14 protein-coding genes are annotated in these 15,410 nt (G+C 67.5%); 8 read left to right on the plus strand and 6 right to left on the minus strand.

All coding sequences use genetic code 11. From position 1 onward, the window contains the following. Nucleotides 1–202: 202 nt before the first annotated feature. Together WS66_RS19215 and WS66_RS19220 are read right to left on the minus strand one after the other, a co-directional pair. Nucleotides 203–1,744 carry a DEAD/DEAH box helicase gene (locus WS66_RS19215; protein WP_059599903.1) on the minus strand — a complete coding sequence of 514 codons (1,542 nt, stop codon included), beginning with the start codon at nucleotides 1,742–1,744 and terminating at the stop codon, nucleotides 203–205. Between the two features lie 359 nt (nucleotides 1,745–2,103). Next, complete coding sequence (locus WS66_RS19220; RefSeq protein WP_059529263.1) at nucleotides 2,104–2,373, minus strand: acyl-CoA-binding protein; 270 nt, start codon at nucleotides 2,371–2,373, stop codon at nucleotides 2,104–2,106. Between the two features lie 147 nt (nucleotides 2,374–2,520). Here WS66_RS19220 and tsaB point away from each other — a divergent pair, with 147 nt between their 5' ends. From tsaB to WS66_RS19240, 4 genes are read left to right on the plus strand one after another with little or no spacing between them, the layout of a single operon-like run. Beyond that, nucleotides 2,521–3,288: a tRNA (adenosine(37)-N6)-threonylcarbamoyltransferase complex dimerization subunit type 1 TsaB gene (gene tsaB / locus WS66_RS19225; RefSeq protein ID WP_059599904.1), complete on the plus strand. Its 768-nt coding sequence runs from the start codon at nucleotides 2,521–2,523 to the stop codon at nucleotides 3,286–3,288. After that, complete coding sequence (gene rimI / locus WS66_RS19230; protein ID WP_059599905.1) at nucleotides 3,285–3,785, plus strand: ribosomal protein S18-alanine N-acetyltransferase; 501 nt, start codon at nucleotides 3,285–3,287, stop codon at nucleotides 3,783–3,785. The genes tsaB and rimI overlap by 4 nt, the downstream gene beginning before the upstream one ends. Continuing rightward, nucleotides 3,772–4,818 carry a uracil-DNA glycosylase gene (locus WS66_RS19235; RefSeq protein ID WP_059599906.1) on the plus strand — a complete coding sequence of 349 codons (1,047 nt, stop codon included), beginning with the start codon at nucleotides 3,772–3,774 and terminating at the stop codon, nucleotides 4,816–4,818. Before rimI ends, WS66_RS19235 begins: the two co-directional genes overlap by 14 nt. Continuing rightward, nucleotides 4,815–5,774, plus strand: a complete 960-nt coding sequence (locus tag WS66_RS19240) for a DUF1853 family protein (protein ID WP_059599907.1) — start codon at nucleotides 4,815–4,817, stop codon at nucleotides 5,772–5,774. The genes WS66_RS19235 and WS66_RS19240 overlap by 4 nt, the downstream gene beginning before the upstream one ends. Before the next feature lie 18 nt (nucleotides 5,775–5,792). Here the strand turns inward: WS66_RS19240 and thiD are convergent, their stop codons facing one another. Next, nucleotides 5,793–6,602: a bifunctional hydroxymethylpyrimidine kinase/phosphomethylpyrimidine kinase gene (thiD, locus tag WS66_RS19245; protein ID WP_059599908.1), complete on the minus strand. Its 810-nt coding sequence runs from the start codon at nucleotides 6,600–6,602 to the stop codon at nucleotides 5,793–5,795. 58 nt (nucleotides 6,603–6,660) lie between these two features. Further along, entirely contained in the window at nucleotides 6,661–7,968 is a 1,308-nt protein-coding gene (gene lplT / locus WS66_RS19250) for a lysophospholipid transporter LplT (protein ID WP_059599909.1), read from the minus strand. A 218-nt stretch (nucleotides 7,969–8,186) separates the two neighbouring features. On the opposite strand from lplT, the gene alr reads away from it, so the two are divergent. From alr to WS66_RS19265, 3 genes are all read left to right on the plus strand, one after another. Then, nucleotides 8,187–9,257 carry an alanine racemase gene (gene alr, locus WS66_RS19255; protein WP_059599910.1) on the plus strand — a complete coding sequence of 357 codons (1,071 nt, stop codon included), beginning with the start codon at nucleotides 8,187–8,189 and terminating at the stop codon, nucleotides 9,255–9,257. An 11-nt stretch (nucleotides 9,258–9,268) separates the two neighbouring features. Further along, nucleotides 9,269–10,645, plus strand: coding sequence for a DNA repair protein RadA (gene radA / locus WS66_RS19260; RefSeq protein ID WP_044847946.1), 1,377 nt, complete (start codon nucleotides 9,269–9,271; stop codon nucleotides 10,643–10,645). A 149-nt stretch (nucleotides 10,646–10,794) separates the two neighbouring features. Next, the gene (locus tag WS66_RS19265) at nucleotides 10,795–11,061 is read left to right on the plus strand and encodes a DUF2866 domain-containing protein (RefSeq protein WP_059599911.1); all 267 of its coding nucleotides are present in this window, start codon (nucleotides 10,795–10,797) and stop codon (nucleotides 11,059–11,061) included. A gap of 191 nt (nucleotides 11,062–11,252) precedes the next feature. On the opposite strand, the gene WS66_RS19270 is transcribed toward WS66_RS19265, so the two are convergent. Next, the gene (locus WS66_RS19270) at nucleotides 11,253–13,184 is read right to left on the minus strand and encodes an ATP-binding cassette domain-containing protein (protein WP_059599912.1); all 1,932 of its coding nucleotides are present in this window, start codon (nucleotides 13,182–13,184) and stop codon (nucleotides 11,253–11,255) included. Between the two features lie 136 nt (nucleotides 13,185–13,320). Here WS66_RS19270 and WS66_RS19275 point away from each other — a divergent pair, with 136 nt between their 5' ends. After that, entirely contained in the window at nucleotides 13,321–13,800 is a 480-nt protein-coding gene (locus WS66_RS19275) for a glutathione peroxidase (protein WP_059599913.1), read from the plus strand. A 120-nt stretch (nucleotides 13,801–13,920) separates the two neighbouring features. Here WS66_RS19275 and cls read toward each other — a convergent pair whose 3' ends face one another. After that, nucleotides 13,921–15,360, minus strand: coding sequence for a cardiolipin synthase (gene cls / locus WS66_RS19280; RefSeq protein WP_059599914.1), 1,440 nt, complete (start codon nucleotides 15,358–15,360; stop codon nucleotides 13,921–13,923). Nucleotides 15,361–15,410: the final 50 nt, after the last annotated feature.

Raw genomic sequence — 15,410 nt, forward strand, 5'->3', positions numbered from 1 at the left:
AATCAATTATTTGCGAGTTCAATTTTGCAATGAGAAACGATTTTTCCCATCTCGCAATTGTAAGGTTGTGCTGCGCAGCATGATTTTTTACGACGCAAAAAAATTTTTTGTATCGTGAAATTTGGCGTCGGACGAAAAAAAACCGGCGCGGGTGCGCCGGTCTGCCGGATGGGCGGGGCGGCGCAGGGCCGCCCGGGCGTGCTTACGACGCCGAATTGCTGCGACGCGGGCCGCTGCTGCGCTGGCCGTCGCGACGCGGGCCGCCGTCACGGCTGCCGCCGGGCTTGCCGCTCCAGCCGCCGCCATTGCCGCCGCCGTAGCTGCGGCCGTTGCCGCCATGACCGCCGCCCGGCTTGCCGCCGAAACGACGACCGCCGTTACCGCCGCCCGGACGGCCGCGGCCGCCAGTGCCGCGATCGTTGCGCAGGGGTGCCTTGCGCGGCTCGAATCCTTCGATCACGTTGACAGGCAGCGGCGAGCGCACGAAGCGCTCGATGCGCTTGAGCGCGCCCTGTTCGGCGTGGTGCACGAGGCTCACCGCGGTGCCCGAACGGCCGGCACGGCCCGTACGGCCGATACGGTGCACGTAGTCTTCCGCGAACTTCGGCAGGTCGTAGTTGAACACGTGCGTGATGCCCGGGATGTCGATGCCGCGGGCCGCGACGTCGGTCGCGACCAGCACGCGCACGCGGCGCTCGCGCAGCGCACGGATCGTGCGGTTACGCGCGCCCTGCGGCAGGTCGCCGTGCAGCGCGGCCGATTCGAAGCCAGCGTCGGCGAGACGGCCGGCGAGCTGGTCGGCGTCGATCTTGGTTGCCGTGAAGATGATCGCCTGGTCGAGCGCGTCGTCGCGCAGCAGGTGATCGAGCAGGCGATCCTTGTGGTCGCGGTCGTCGACGTAGTGCACGGTCTGCGCGATGTTCGCGCGCGACTCGAGGCGCTGCTGGATCTCGATGCGCTCCGGATCCTTCAGCAGGCGGCTCGTCAGCGAACCGATCTTGCCGTCGAGCGTGGCCGAGAACAGCATCGTCTGGCGCGACGCGGGCGTCGCGGCGACGATCGTCTCGATATCGTCGATGAAGCCCATGTCGAGCATGCGATCGGCTTCGTCGAGCACGAGCATCTTCAGCTCGGACAGGTCGATACGGCCGCGCTCGAGGTGGTCGAGCAGGCGGCCCGGCGTGGCGACCAGGATTTCGGGGTTCTTCGCGAGCAGCATCAGCTGCTGGCCGTAGGCGACGCCGCCGAGGATGCTGACCGTGCGCAGGCGCTTCAGGTGCTTGCCGTAGGTCGATGCGGCCGTGGTGACCTGCATCGCGAGTTCACGGGTCGGCGTCAGCACGAGCAGGCCCGGCCGCGCGACGGGTTGCGGGCGGCGCGCACGGCGGTCGCCCTGGTTCGGTTCGCGCGGCGCGCGCGGTTGCTGCGCCAGCGTCTTCTGGAGCTGCGCGAAGCGTTCGATCGCGGGCAGCATGAATGCGGCCGTCTTGCCCGAACCGGTCGGGCTCGACACCAGCAGGTCGCGGCCGGCGATGCCGGCCGGAATCGCGCGCTGCTGGACCGGCGTCGGCTTCACATAGCCGGCGGCCTGCAGCGCGGAGACGATCTCCGGCGACAACCCGAGCGACGCGAAGCTCGGCTCGTCCGACGCCGGTTCGACCGCGGCCGGTACGGCGGCGTCGTCGAGACCGAGCGCCTGGTCGGCGATCGCGTTGAGCGGGCTGGAGTTGATGCTCGAAGTCATAACAATCCTTGAAACACAGTGGGTGAAACGTCGGCGCCAATCGCGCATACCCAAGTCGTCGGATTCAGCGAGCAAATCGGGAAACGGGTGCAATCCGCCGAACAGTCGGCGGATGAGGCATTAGAAGCTGTTTTGGGTGCGGCGCGCTTCTGGAGCGGGGCCGCCAGCCTGATAAGTGACGACCGCGAGGGTCGAAGCAGGAGGGGACAGGTTCTAAACCGGATTGGAGCTTAACGCTACGAGGCGTCGGGCCGGAACGGCATGCGAGCCGAGCGCGGGGATGACGCAGGCCGCATTATAAAGACTTTTGCTGCGCTGCGCCACTGATTTGATTGCTTATTGCGACGGGCGTGGTTCGGTCAGGAAGCCGTGCCGTTCTTCAGCGATTCGACGAGTTCGATGTACTGCTGCTTCGCCGCATCCTGGGTCGTGCCTTTCAGCGCTTCCCACGCGTCGTACTTGTACTTGCCGACGATGTCGGTGAAGCCCGGCTTGTCGCCGTGCGCGTCCCCGTCAGTTGCCTGCTTGAAGAGCGCATACAGGCGCAGCAGGGTCAGGTTGCCCGGCCGTTCCGTCAGTTGCTTGACATCGATCTGGGCCTGGTCGAATTGGGCGGTGAGTTCGCTCATCGGGTGTCTCCGTAAGGGTTTCAGGTCGGGCGATCTTAACAAGCGGACCGCCGCGCGGGGTCGAGCGATCCTTCCAAACCGCCGCCGGCGCCGAACGCGTGCACAGATCGGGCCCGATCGCCCGTGGGAACGGGGCGCCGCATTACAATGTCGGCCATGACGCAAACAGTGCTCCTCGCCATCGATACGTCGACCGAATACTGCTCGGTCGCGCTGCTGCGCTCGGCTCCGGCCGATGACGCCGTTTCCACCCCGCAAACTTGGGTCCGCCACGAGCTGACGGGCGCCGTGTCGAGCACGCGCGTGCTGCCGGCCATCCAGGCGCTCTTCGCCGAATCGGGCCTCACGCTCGCCGATTGCGACGCGATCGCATTCGGCGCGGGCCCCGGCTCGTTCACCGGGCTGCGTACCGCGACCGGCATTACCCAGGGTCTCGCGTTCGGGTGCGGGCTGCCGGTCGTGCCGGTCAGCACGCTGCTCGCGTGCGCCGAGCATGCGCGGCTACGCGCGCCCGGCACGACGCGCGTGCTGGCCGCGCTCGATGCGCGAATGGACGAAGCATACTGGGCCGACTTCGCGTGGGACGACCAGGCGGGCGACTGGCGCACGGTGCATCCTGCGTCGCTCGATGCGCCGGGCGCCGTCGGCGTGCCCGACGCGCCGTTCACGCTCGCTGGCAATGCGGCGGCCGCATTCGGCACGCAGTTGCCGGCCGCGGCCGCCGCGGCCGTGATCGACGGCGAAGCGTTGCCGCATGCGCTGGCGGTCGCGCATGCCGCGCTGCGGGCGTTCCGCGCCGGCCGTACGGTGCCGGCCGACCAGGCTGCACCGGAGTACGTGCGCGACAAGGTCGCGCAGACCACCGCCGAGCGCATCGCGGCCCGCGCCGCGCAGACGGGCGGAGAGAAAGGATGACGGGCGTATTGTTGAGCGACCGCTATCTGTCGCCGATGACGGATACCGATCTCGACGAAGTCGTCGCGATCGAGCAGGTCGCGTACGAATTCCCGTGGAGCCGCGGCAATTTCGAGGATTCGCTGCGCAACGGCTATTTCGGCGTGTGCCTGCGGCACGTGACGGGCGCGCTCGTCGGCTATTGCGTGCTGATGCCGGTCATCGACGAGATGCACCTGCTGAACCTGTGCGTCGCCCCGGCGGCCCAGCAGTCGGGCGCAGGCCTCGCGCTGCTGCACGAAGCCGTGCGTATCTCGCGCGCCGAACGGCTCGACGGCGTGCTGCTCGAGGTGCGGCCGTCCAATCTGCGCGCGATCCATCTGTACGAGCGTTTCGGCTTCGTGACGATCGGCCGGCGCAAGAACTACTATCCGGCGCGGCATCGCAGCCGGGAGGACGCGATCGTGATGCGTTTGACGCTGAACAAGGACGAAGGGGACGCGCATGGCGTGGGCTGAAGCAGCGCTCGAGGAAATGGGGCTCGCGCAAATGTGGGTGCGGCGCGGGCAGCGTGCGCAAAGCGATGAAGCGGGCGCAACGCCGACGGCCGCGTCCGGCGCGGCGGACGACGTCTCCGCCGTTGCGACCGCAACCGTCGCGGCAACGCCCCGGCCGGTCGCGGAGCAGTCTCGCGACACGCAGCCGCCTGCGACGCGTGCACTCGCACGTGACGATACGCCGCCGGTCGGCGCAACCGCACGCGATGCGGCACCGGCGGACGAAGCCGGTTCGGCGGCACGTGTCGCGAGCGATGACGACCGCGCGTCCACCAAGCCCGCACCGGCCGCTGCCGCGGACGACATGCCGCCCGTCACCGAAGACGATTTCGCCTGGTTCGACGCGGCGCCCCCCGGCGATCCGCTGCCGCCGGACGAAGCACGTCCCGCCGCACCCCCGGTGGCGATGCTCGACTGGGATGCACTGGCCGCACGCGTCGCCGGCTGCACGAGCTGCCGCCTGTGCGAGAAGCGCACCAATACCGTATTCGGTGTGGGCGATCGAGAAGCGGACTGGATGCTGATCGGCGAGGCGCCCGGCGAGAACGAGGACAAGCAGGGCGAGCCGTTCGTCGGCCAGGCAGGCAAGCTGCTCGACAACATGCTGCAGTCGCTCGCGCTCAAGCGCGGCGATAACGTCTACATCGCGAACGTGATCAAGTGCCGCCCGCCGGGCAACCGTAATCCGGAACCGGACGAGGTCGCGCGCTGCGAGCCGTACCTGCAGCGCCAGGTCGCGCTCGTGAAGCCGAAGCTGATCGTCGCGCTCGGCCGTTTCGCCGCGCAGACGCTGCTGAAGACGGACGCCAGCATTGCCTCGCTGCGCGGCCGCGTGCACACGTATGAAGGCGTGCCGGTGATCGTTACCTATCACCCTGCGTACCTCCTGCGCAGCCTGCAGGACAAGTCGAAGGCGTGGGCCGACCTGTGCCTGGCGCGCGATACGTTCCGGCAGGCGGAGGGTGTCGACGCGAACGGGCCGGCCGGACAATGACGCGCGGTGCGGCGTTCGCGTTCGTCGATACGCTGCACGATGCCGCGGTCCGCGATCTGGGCTGGCTCCTCGCGAGCCCGAGCCTGCTTACCGCGGCGCCCGGTGCGCCGCTCGCGCATCCGTGGTCGGACGCGGTCGAGCGGGTGGCCGTCGAAGCGTGGCTCGTCGCGCTCGATGCCGCGCCTGAGCCGCTGCACCGCGTGCTCGACGGGCTACGACCCGTGCGACTCGGCCGCTATGCCGAATGCCTTCTCGAGTATTTCCTCACGCACGGGCCGTCGCTGCGGCTCGTCGCCGCCAATCTGCCGCTGCGCAGCAACGGCAAGACGCTCGGCGAAGTCGATTTTCTCGTCGATGCGCCGGGCGGGCAGCGCCTGCACTGGGAACTCGCGGTGAAGTGCTATCTATGCGCGCCGGTGGACGGCGACGCATCGCTCGCGGATTTCGTCGGGCCGAATCTCGTCGATCGCCTCGACCGCAAGCGCAGCCGGTTGCTCGAGCATCAGTTGCGGCTGAGCGATCGCCACGGGTTCGCACTGCTCGGCTACGGCGCGCCGTCCGATGCGCAGATGTTCATCAAGGGCTGGCTGTTCTATCCGCACGGCGTGCCGCTGCCGCCGGTGGCCGCGGAAATCGCGGCCGATCATCCGCGTGGGTTCTGGCTCACGCATGCGCAGTGGCCGGCCTGGGCCGCCGCGCAACCCGACGGCGCGGCGTGGAACGTGCTGCCGCGGCTGGCGTGGCTCGCGCCGCGGCGGTTGCCGCCCGACGCCGCGCCCGAACCGCTGGCGCACTCGCTCGAGCTGCCGTCCGTATTGACGGCGCGCCAGGCGCCTGCGCTGATCGGTGTGCATCGACAGGACGGCGACGGCGCATGGCGGGAGACGGCGCGCGGCTTCATCGTCCCGGACGACTGGCCGGCGCGTGCGCGGGCGTTCGCCGCGCAGGACCACTGACGCTGCGTCAGCCGGCGCTTACCACCAACGATGGAAGTGATGGACGGGGCCGACGCCGTGGCCGACGTCGAGCTGGCCGCTCGCGGCAATTGCGCCGGTCAGATAGACCTTCGCTTCGCGCACCGCGCTCTCGAGATCGGGCTGCTGCGGCAGCAGCGCGGCGATCGCCGACGACAGCGTGCAGCCGGTGCCGTGCGTGTTGCTGACCGGCACGCGTGCGCCCTCGAGCCGCACGGTGCGTGTCGCTTCGACGAGCCAGTCAGGGCTCGCGGCCGCGTCAGGCAGGTGGCCGCCTTTCATCAGCACGGCGCGCGCGCCCGTCTGCAGCAAGGCCCGGCCTTGCCGGACCATATCGTTTTCGGTGGTTGCGGGCACATCGTTCAGCAGCGCGGCCGCCTCGGGCAGGTTCGGCGTCACGACCGTCGCGAGCGGCAGCAGCACATCGCGCAACGCGTCGACGGCATCGGGCGCGAGCAGCGCGTGCGAGCTCTTCGAAATCATCACCGTGTCGAGCACGACGAAGCGCGGTGCGTAACGGCGCAGCGCGTCGGCGACTGCGTGCACGATCGCCGCGTTCGCGAGCATCCCGATCTTGACCGCATCGATGCGGATATCGCCGAACACCGCGTCGAGCTGCGCGGTCACGAACGCTGCGTCCGGCGTGTGCACGCCGGTCACGCCGCGCGTGTTCTGGGCGGTCAGCGCCGTGATCACGCTCGCGCCATACGCGCCGAGTGCGGAAAAGGTCTTCAGGTCGGCCTGGATGCCTGCGCCGCCGCCCGAATCGGAGCCGGCGATCGTCAGGATGTTGGGTATCGGGTGCGTCATCGGGGCAACGCGCCGGTTCGAAGACCGGCGCCGGCGGACGGAAACGGGAAGTGTAGCGTCAGTGCCGCGATTCGCCGATCAGCGCGACCGAGTCGAACTGGCGCTGGTTTGCCTGATGGCGGCGCATCACGAGCCACATCGTCAGGCACACGAACGTGCCGAACAGCACGATCACGACGCCGACCGGCACGTCGAGCCACACGAGCACCGCATACAGGCACAGCATCACGAGCACGGACAGGTTCTCGTTGAAGTTCTGCACCGCGATCGAGTGGCCGGCCGACAGCAGCACGTGGCCGCGATGTTGCAGCAACGCGTTCATCGGAACGACGAAGTAGCCGGACAACGCACCGACCCCGATCAGGAAGATGTACGCGACGATCAGGTAGACGGGCAGGCGCAGATGGCCGAAGTGCACGGCCCAGTGCGGCGGGAACAGGTCGCGTGTGTAGAACGCCATCAACATCACCGCGATGCCCATGATGATGCCGACGGGCAGCACGGTCAGCGACTTCTTCAGCGGGATCCGCGCGGCGGCGGCGATTGCGCCGGCCGCGACGCCGACCGCGACCACGGCCTGCAGGATTGCGCCTTCCGACAGCGACATGCCGAGGGACACTTCAGCCCACTTCAGCACGATGAACTGCAGCGTCGCGCCGGCGCCCCAGAACAGCGTCGTGACCGCCAGCGAGATCTGGCCGAGCTTGTCGCGCCACAGCACCATGAAGCAGTCGGCGAAATCCGTGACGAGCTTGACCGGGCCGCGTTCCTGCTTCGGGTAGCGGGCGCCGGTATCGGGGATCCGCAGGTTGAACATCGCGGCGATCACGTAGATCGCCATGATGATCGCCATCGCCGCTTCGGCAGGAGTGGCGATCCAGGCTGGCGTGTGCGCGATCACGTGCGATGCGATGTGCGGGCTGATCAGCGCGCCGCCGAGCACGGTGCCGAGGATGATCGAGCTGACGGTCGTGCCTTCGATCCAGCCGTTCGCGGCGACGAGCCTGTCGGCCGGCAGCAGCTCGGTCAGAATGCCGTATTTCGCGGGCGAGTAGGCCGCGGCTCCGAATCCGACGATCCCGTACGCGATCAGCGGATGAGCGCCGACCAGCATGATCAGGCAGCCGACCACCTTGATCGAGTTGGTGATGAACATCACACGGCCCTTCGGGCGCGAGTCGGCGAACGCACCGACATACGCCGCCAGCACCACGTAGGACAACACGAAGAACAGCTTGAGCAGCGGTGTCATCCAGTTGGGGGCGTGGAGGTCTTTCAGCAGGGCGATGGCGGCGATGAGAAGCGCATTGTCGGCCAACGACGAGAAAAACTGCGCGGCCATGATGGTGTAAAAACCTTTTTTCATCTGATGCGATGCTTTCGTCGCTGCGGCAGGGCCGCGTAGGCCGCCTAGTATGCGATCGGCTTATTCCGTTCGAAATGGGTTGTGCGCACGGCTTTATAACACGAAAATACGGCAATTCGGACTAGCAAGATTCCCCGATCGTTCCGCAAATTGTCGGCTTCGGTGCTCAAAAGGCGCGGTAAGCTGATGATTCGCAAGCGTCTTTACGTAAATTTCCCATGCCGCGCCCGATCTCCGCCACCATCCATACCGCCGCTCTCGCGAGCAATCTCTCTGTCGTCCGCCGTTTTGCCGGCCCGTCCAAGGTCTGGGCGGTCGTCAAGGCCAACGCGTACGGCCACGGTCTCGCGCGCGTGTTTCCCGGCCTGCGCGGCACCGACGGCTTCGGCCTGCTCGACCTCGACGAGGCCGTGAAACTGCGCGAGCTCGGCTGGGCCGGCCCGATCCTGCTGCTCGAAGGGTTCTTCCGCTCGACCGACATCGACGTGATCGATCGCTACAGCCTGACGACCACCGTCCACAACGACGAGCAGATGCGGATGCTCGAGACGGCGCGGCTGTCGAAGCCCGTCAACGTGCAGCTCAAGATGAACAGCGGGATGAACCGGCTGGGTTACACGCCGGAGAAATACCGCGCCGCGTGGGAGCGCGCCCGTGCGTGCCCCGGCATCGGCCAGATCACGTTGATGACCCATTTTTCGGACGCCGACAACGAGCGTGGCGTCGCCGAGCAGCTCGCGACGTTCGAGCGCGGCGCGGAAAACATCGCCGGTGCGCGCAGCCTCGCGAATTCGGCGGCCGTGCTGTGGCATCCGGATACGCACTTCGACTGGGTGCGGCCGGGGATCGTCCTGTATGGCGCATCGCCGTCGGGGCTGTCGGCCGACATTGCCGACACGGGCCTGAAGCCTGCGATGACGCTCGCGTCCGAGTTGATCGCCGTGCAGACGATCGCGAAGGGGCAGGCGATCGGCTACGGTTCGACGTTCTCCGCGCAGGCGCCGATGCGCATCGGCGTCGTCGCCTGCGGCTATGCGGACGGCTATCCGCGCGTCGCGCCCGAGGGCACGCCGGTGATCGTCGACGGGATCCGCACACGGATCGTCGGCCGCGTGTCGATGGACATGATTACCGTCGACCTGACGCCATGCCCGCAGGCCGGGGTCGGTGCGCGGGTCGAGCTGTGGGGCAACGCGCTGCCGATCGACGACGTCGCGCGCCATTGCGGGACCATCGGCTATGAATTGATGTGCGCGGTCGCCGGCCGCGTGCCGGTGCGTGCGGAATAAGGGCAGCACGCGTGGCCAAACAGAAAACCGTCTACGTCTGCAGCGAGTGCGGCGGACAAACCCCGAAGTGGCAGGGGCAATGCCCGTCTTGCCAGGCCTGGAACACGCTCGTCGAATCGGTCGCCGAGTCGCCGGCAGCCCATCGCTTCCAGTCGCTCGCGAAGCGGGCGCCCGTGCAGCGGCTCGTCGACATCGAGGCGGCCGACGTGCCGCGCTTCTCCACCGGCATCGGCGAATTCGACCGCGTGCTGGGCGGCGGGCTGGTGCCGGGCGGCGTCGTGCTGATCGGCGGCGATCCGGGCATCGGCAAGTCGACGCTATTGCTGCAGTCGCTCGCGGACATCGCCAGCGAGCGTCGTGCACTCTATATCAGCGGCGAGGAATCGGCTGCGCAGATCGCGTTGCGCGCGCAACGGCTCGCGCTGCTCGACGGCGGCGCGCCGGCGGCCGAGCTGAAGCTGCTCGCCGAAATCCAGCTCGAGAAGATCCAGGCCGCGATCGACGCGGAACGGCCGGACGTCGCCGTCATCGACTCGATCCAGACCGTCTATTCCGAAGCGCTGACGTCGGCGCCCGGTTCGGTGGCCCAGGTGCGCGAGTGCGCGGCGCAGCTCACGCGCATCGCGAAGCAGTCCGGCACCGCGATCATCATGGTCGGGCACGTGACGAAGGAGGGCAACCTCGCCGGCCCGCGCGTGCTCGAGCACATCGTCGATACGGTGCTGTACTTCGAGGGCGACACCCATTCGTCGTTCCGGCTCGTGCGCGCGTTCAAGAACCGCTTCGGCGCGGTCAACGAACTCGGCGTGTTCGCGATGACCGAGCGCGGGCTGCGCGGTGTCGCGAACCCGTCCGCGCTGTTCCTGTCGCAGCACGAGCAGGTCGTGCCGGGTTCCTGCGTGCTCGTCACCCAGGAGGGCACGCGCCCGCTGCTCGTCGAAATCCAGGCGCTCGTCGATACGGCCCACGTGCCGAACCCGCGCCGGCTCGCGGTCGGCCTCGAACAGAACCGGCTCGCGATGCTGCTCGCGGTGCTGCATCGGCACGCGGGCATCGCGTGTTTCGATCAGGACGTGTTCCTGAACGCGGTGGGTGGCGTGAAGATCACCGAACCGGCCGCCGACCTCGCGGTGCTGCTCGCGATCCATTCGTCGATGCGCAACAAGGCGCTGCCGAAGGGCCTGATCGTGTTCGGCGAAGTGGGGCTGGCGGGCGAGATTCGGCCGTCTCCGCGCGGGCAGGAGCGGCTGCGCGAGGCGGCGAAACTCGGTTTCACCGCGGCGCTGATCCCGAAGGCGAATGCGCCGAAACAGCCGATCGAAGGGCTGAACGTGATGGCCGTCGAGCGGATCGAGCAGGCCATCGACCGCGTGCGCGATCTCGAATGACCGTGCGTGGCTGGCACCCGCGCGTGCCGGCCGACCGCGATCTGTCGCGTAATTCGTTGTAAAGAATATGTAGGCTGATGTAACCCGCCGGACATCGCTTTTCCCTATCCTTTGCCGGATTGTCGAACCGCGCAATGTGAAGGGAACCTATGTTCAAACAGTATGGGGAAACGTCGGGCGGACGCAGTTACAACCTGCGGGGCTGCCGCGTGTCGGAGCCGATCGTTCAGCCGTGGGGCGGTGGATGTCGGATCGTCGAGTGGATCGACGACGAAGGGCGCCTCGCGCGCCGGGTCGTGTCCGAGGACGTAACGGAAGCGGAGGTCGCCGCGGCGATCCGCCGGCCGACCGAAGGGCGACGTCATCTGATGGACGACGACGAGCAGATGCCGCGCGATACGTTGCCGCGGCGTTGAGCGGGCGGCGGGGCCGACGGACGGCCGACGCAGCAACGGCGAACGCGACAATGACGACAAGGCCGGGCCTGGGTGCCCGGCCTTGTCGTTTCCGGGCCCGACGCACCCGCCCGGTTGCGCCGGGCATTGACGCTCCCGGAGATGCCGCGCGTGGCCGATGAAGCGATCGGCCGGCGGCGCCCGGGCTGTGGTCAGCCGATCTGCTCGAGCTCTTCCTGCACGGCGAGCCAGTCCGCCTCGACCGTTTCGAGCCGGGTATTGACGTCGCCGAGCTTGCGGATCGCGTCGGTCAGTTCTGTCTTGCGCGCGGCCTCGTAGCTCGCCGGATCCGCGACGAACGCGTCGAGGCGCGCCTTCTCCGCGTGCAGCGTTTCCATTTCCTTTTCGAGCTTCGTGATGCGGTTCTGCAGCGGCTTCTTCAACTGCGACAGCCGCTGGCGCTCCTCGGCCGCCAGACGTTTCTGATCCTTGCGGTTGACACCCGGGTCCGCGCCCGCTGCCGCCGCGCTGTCGGCCTTTGCGGCCGCGCGCTGCTCGGCCGCATGCTGCAGCAGCCAGTCGCGGTAATCGTCGAGATCGCCGTCGAACGGCTGCAGACGGTGCTTCGCGACAAGCATGAACTGGTCGGTGGTCGCGCGCAGCAGGTGGCGGTCGTGCGAGACGAGGATCAGCGTGCCTTCGAACTGAGCGAGCGCCATCGTCAGCGCGTGACGCGTTTCGAGGTCGAGGTGGTTGGTCGGTTCGTCGAGTAGCAGCAGGTTCGGCTTCTGCCAGATGATCAGCGCGAGCGCGAGCCGCGCTTTCTCGCCGCCCGAGAACGGGCCGACCGGGCTCGTCGCCATGTCGCCCGAGAAATTGAAGCCGCCGAGGAAATCGCGCAGTTCCTGCTCTCGCGTATCGGGAGCGAGCCGTGCGAGATGCGCGAGCGGCGAATCGTCCTCGCGCAGCGTTTCGAGCTGGTGCTGCGCGAAATAGCCGATCGTCAGCCCCTTGCCGTCGCGCACGTGGCCCGACAGTGGCGCGAGTGTGCCGGCCAGCGTCTTGATCAGCGTCGACTTGCCCTGGCCGTTCGCGCCGAGCAGGCCGATGCGCTGGCCGTTCTGGATCGACAGCGCCACGCGTTCGACGATCGGGATGTCCGTGCCGTCGTCGGCATGGTAGCCGCAGCGGACATCTTCCATCACCATCATCGGATTCGGCGCGGCATCAGGCGTACGGAACTCGAAGGTGAACGGCGATGCGATGTGCGCGGGCGCGATCAGCTCCATCTTCTCGAGCGCCTTCATCCGGCTTTGCGCCTGCTTGGCCTTGGTCGCCTTGGCCTTGAAGCGGTCGACGAAGCTCTGCAGGTGCTCGATCGTTTTCTGCTGCTTTTCATATGCGCTTTGCTGCAACGCCAGTTGCTGCGCACGCAGCACCTCGAACTGCGAGTAATTGCCGCCGTAGCGCTTCACCTGGCGATTTTCCAGATGCAGTGTGACGTTGCAGATCGAGTCGAGGAATTCGCGGTCGTGCGAAATCACGACGAGCGTGCCGGCGTAGCGATGCAGCCAGTCCTCGAGCCAGACGATCGCGTCGAGGTCGAGGTGGTTGGTCGGTTCGTCGAGCAGCAGCAGGTCGGAGCGGCACATCAGCGCCTGTGCGAGGTTCAGCCGCATGCGCCAGCCGCCGGAGAAGCTGGCGACCGACTCGCGCGTCTGCGCGAGCGTGAAGCCGAGGCCGAGCAGCAGCGCTTCGGCGCGCGCCGGTGCGGTATAGCCGTCGGCATCGGCGAAGGCCGCATGCGCATCGGCCTCGGCCGCGCCGTCATGCGCGGCCGAGGCGGCGGCGATGCGCGCTTCGATCTCGCGCAGCGCGGTGTCGCCATCGAGCGTGTAGTCGAGCGCCGAACGGTCGACGGCGGGCGTTTCCTGCGACACATGGGCGATCCGCCACGACGGCGGCATCGCGAAATCGCCGCCGTCGGAATGCAGCTCGCCGCGCAGGACCGAGAACAGCGTCGATTTGCCGGCGCCGTTCGCACCGATCAGGCCGGCCTTTTCGCCGGGATTGAGCACGAACGAGGCCGATTCGAACAGCGGCTTGGTGCCGCGCGCAAGGCTGAACTGATTGAAACGAATCACGGCAGGAATGACTGACCAAAACCGCTATTCTAGACTGCGCGCGCGTCGCCCCGGATATCGGCCGTTCGGCAGGTGCCGCAACGGCGCGATTTGGCCTAGACTCCACATCGATCCGGTTTCGTAAAAGGAGTGCCCGATGTCCAGCCTGTATTCGTTCAGCGCAGAGACGCTCGCCGGTGAACCGGCGTCGCTCGATGCGTTCCGCGGCAAGGTGCTGCTGATCGTCAATACCGCAAGCGAGTGTGGTTTCACGCCGCAGTATGCGGGCCTGCAGAAGCTGTACGACCAGTACGCGGCGCGCGGTTTCTTCGTGCTCGGCTTCCCGTGCAACCAGTTCGGCAAGCAGGAGCCGGGCGACGCCACGCAGATCGGCGCATTCTGCGAGCGCAACTACGGCGTCACGTTTCCGATGTTCGCGAAGATTGACGTGAAGGGCGACCACGCGCATCCGCTGTACCGCTACCTGACTGACGAGGCGCCCGGCATCCTTGGCCTCAAGGCGATCAAGTGGAATTTCACGAAATTCCTGATCGACCGTGACGGGCGGATCGTCAAGCGCTACGCGCCGTCGACGAAGCCGGAGGAAATCGCGGCGGATATCGACAAGCTGTTGTAACGCAGTGAAGGGGCGACCGGGCTGTCCGGGCCGAACGGGCAGTGGCCGTGGCGCCGAGCCGAATACCGTGAAAGCATGTGCCGTCATCCAGGCGGTGCACGTCCGGCGCTCGCGCGGCCGCTACAGGATCGGCGCGAACAGGCGCGCGACATGCATCGCGATGCGCCGCCACGCGGGCGAGTGCCGATACTCGTTCGCATCGACTTCGTAGGCCTGCGCGAAATCGGCGTCGAGCATCGCCTCGACCTCGTCGGCGAACGTGCGATCGACGGTCAGTACCATGATTTCGAAGTTGAGCCGGAACGAGCGGTTGTCGAGATTCGCGCTGCCGATCGCGGCGGCGACGCGGTCGATCAGCACGACCTTCTGGTGCAGGAAGCCGGGTCGGTAGCGGAACACCTTGACGCCCGCGTCGACGAGATCGCGGGCATAGAGCCTGGACGCCTCGAACACGACGTAGTGGTCGCGCCGGCTCGGGATCAGGATGCGCACGTCGACGCCGCGCATCACCGCGAGCTTCAGCGCGGCGATCACCGCTTCGTCGGGCACGAGATATGGCGTCGTGATCCAGACCCGTTCGCGCGCGGTGTTGATCGCCTCGACGAAGAACAGCGAGCCGGTTTCCTGTTTGTCGGCTGGCCCCATCGGCACGACGAGGCAATGCATCGCGTCGTCGGGTAGCGCCTCCGGCGGCGCTGCGAGCGGCGGCAGCGTCTGCGTGGCCCAGTGCCAGTCTTCGGCGAATACGTACTGAATGCTGGCCACCACCGGGCCGTGGATTTCGATATGGGTGTCGCGCCACGGCGACAGGCGGCGGTTCGCCCCGAGATATTCGACGCCGACGTTGAGGCCGCCGACGAATGCGCGATTGCCGTCGACGACGACGATCTTGCGATGGTTGCGAAAGTTGAGCTGGAAGCGGTTGACGAACTTGCGGTGGGTCGCGAACGGATGGACCTCGACGCCGCCGCGGCGCAACGTGTCGACGTAGCTGTGCGGCAGGTCGAAGCTGCCGATGCTGTCGTACAGCAGGTAGCAGCGCACGCCGGCCGCGGCGCGGGCGAGCAGCGCGTCGCGCAACGTCTGGCCGAGCGCGTCGTCGCGCACGATGAAGAACTGCACGACCACATAATCACGCGCGGCGTCGATCGCCGACAGGATCGCTGAGAAGGTTGCATCGCCGTTTACGAGCGTGCGCACCGCATTGCCGCCGACGAACGGCATTCCGCCCAGCCGCGTGAGCGCGATCACGGCAGCCCGGCCGATCGCGTCGGCGGCCAGCCCGTCGGTTGCGTCCGCATCGTGCCACGGCGTGCGCGGCGTGTGCGTGCGCAGCGCTTCCATCTCGTGGCGCCGCGCGTCGACGTAGCCGGAGAACTTGCTGCGGCCGAGGAACAGGTAGGGGATGAGCGTCAGGTACGGCATCGCGGCGAGCGACACGGCCCACGCGATCGCGCCTTGCGACGTGCGCGTGTTCAAGATCGCGTGACACGCCGCGATGATCCCGAGCACGTGGATGGCCAGGATCAGGGTGCCGAGGTGTAGCCAGTCGAGGGTCATGGGCGCGTGACGGACTCCTGAAGTCGTGCGGCGCGACGGCCGCTTACGCG

Source organism: Burkholderia sp. LA-2-3-30-S1-D2, from assembly GCF_001523915.2.
GTDB lineage: Bacteria > Pseudomonadota > Gammaproteobacteria > Burkholderiales > Burkholderiaceae > Burkholderia > Burkholderia diffusa.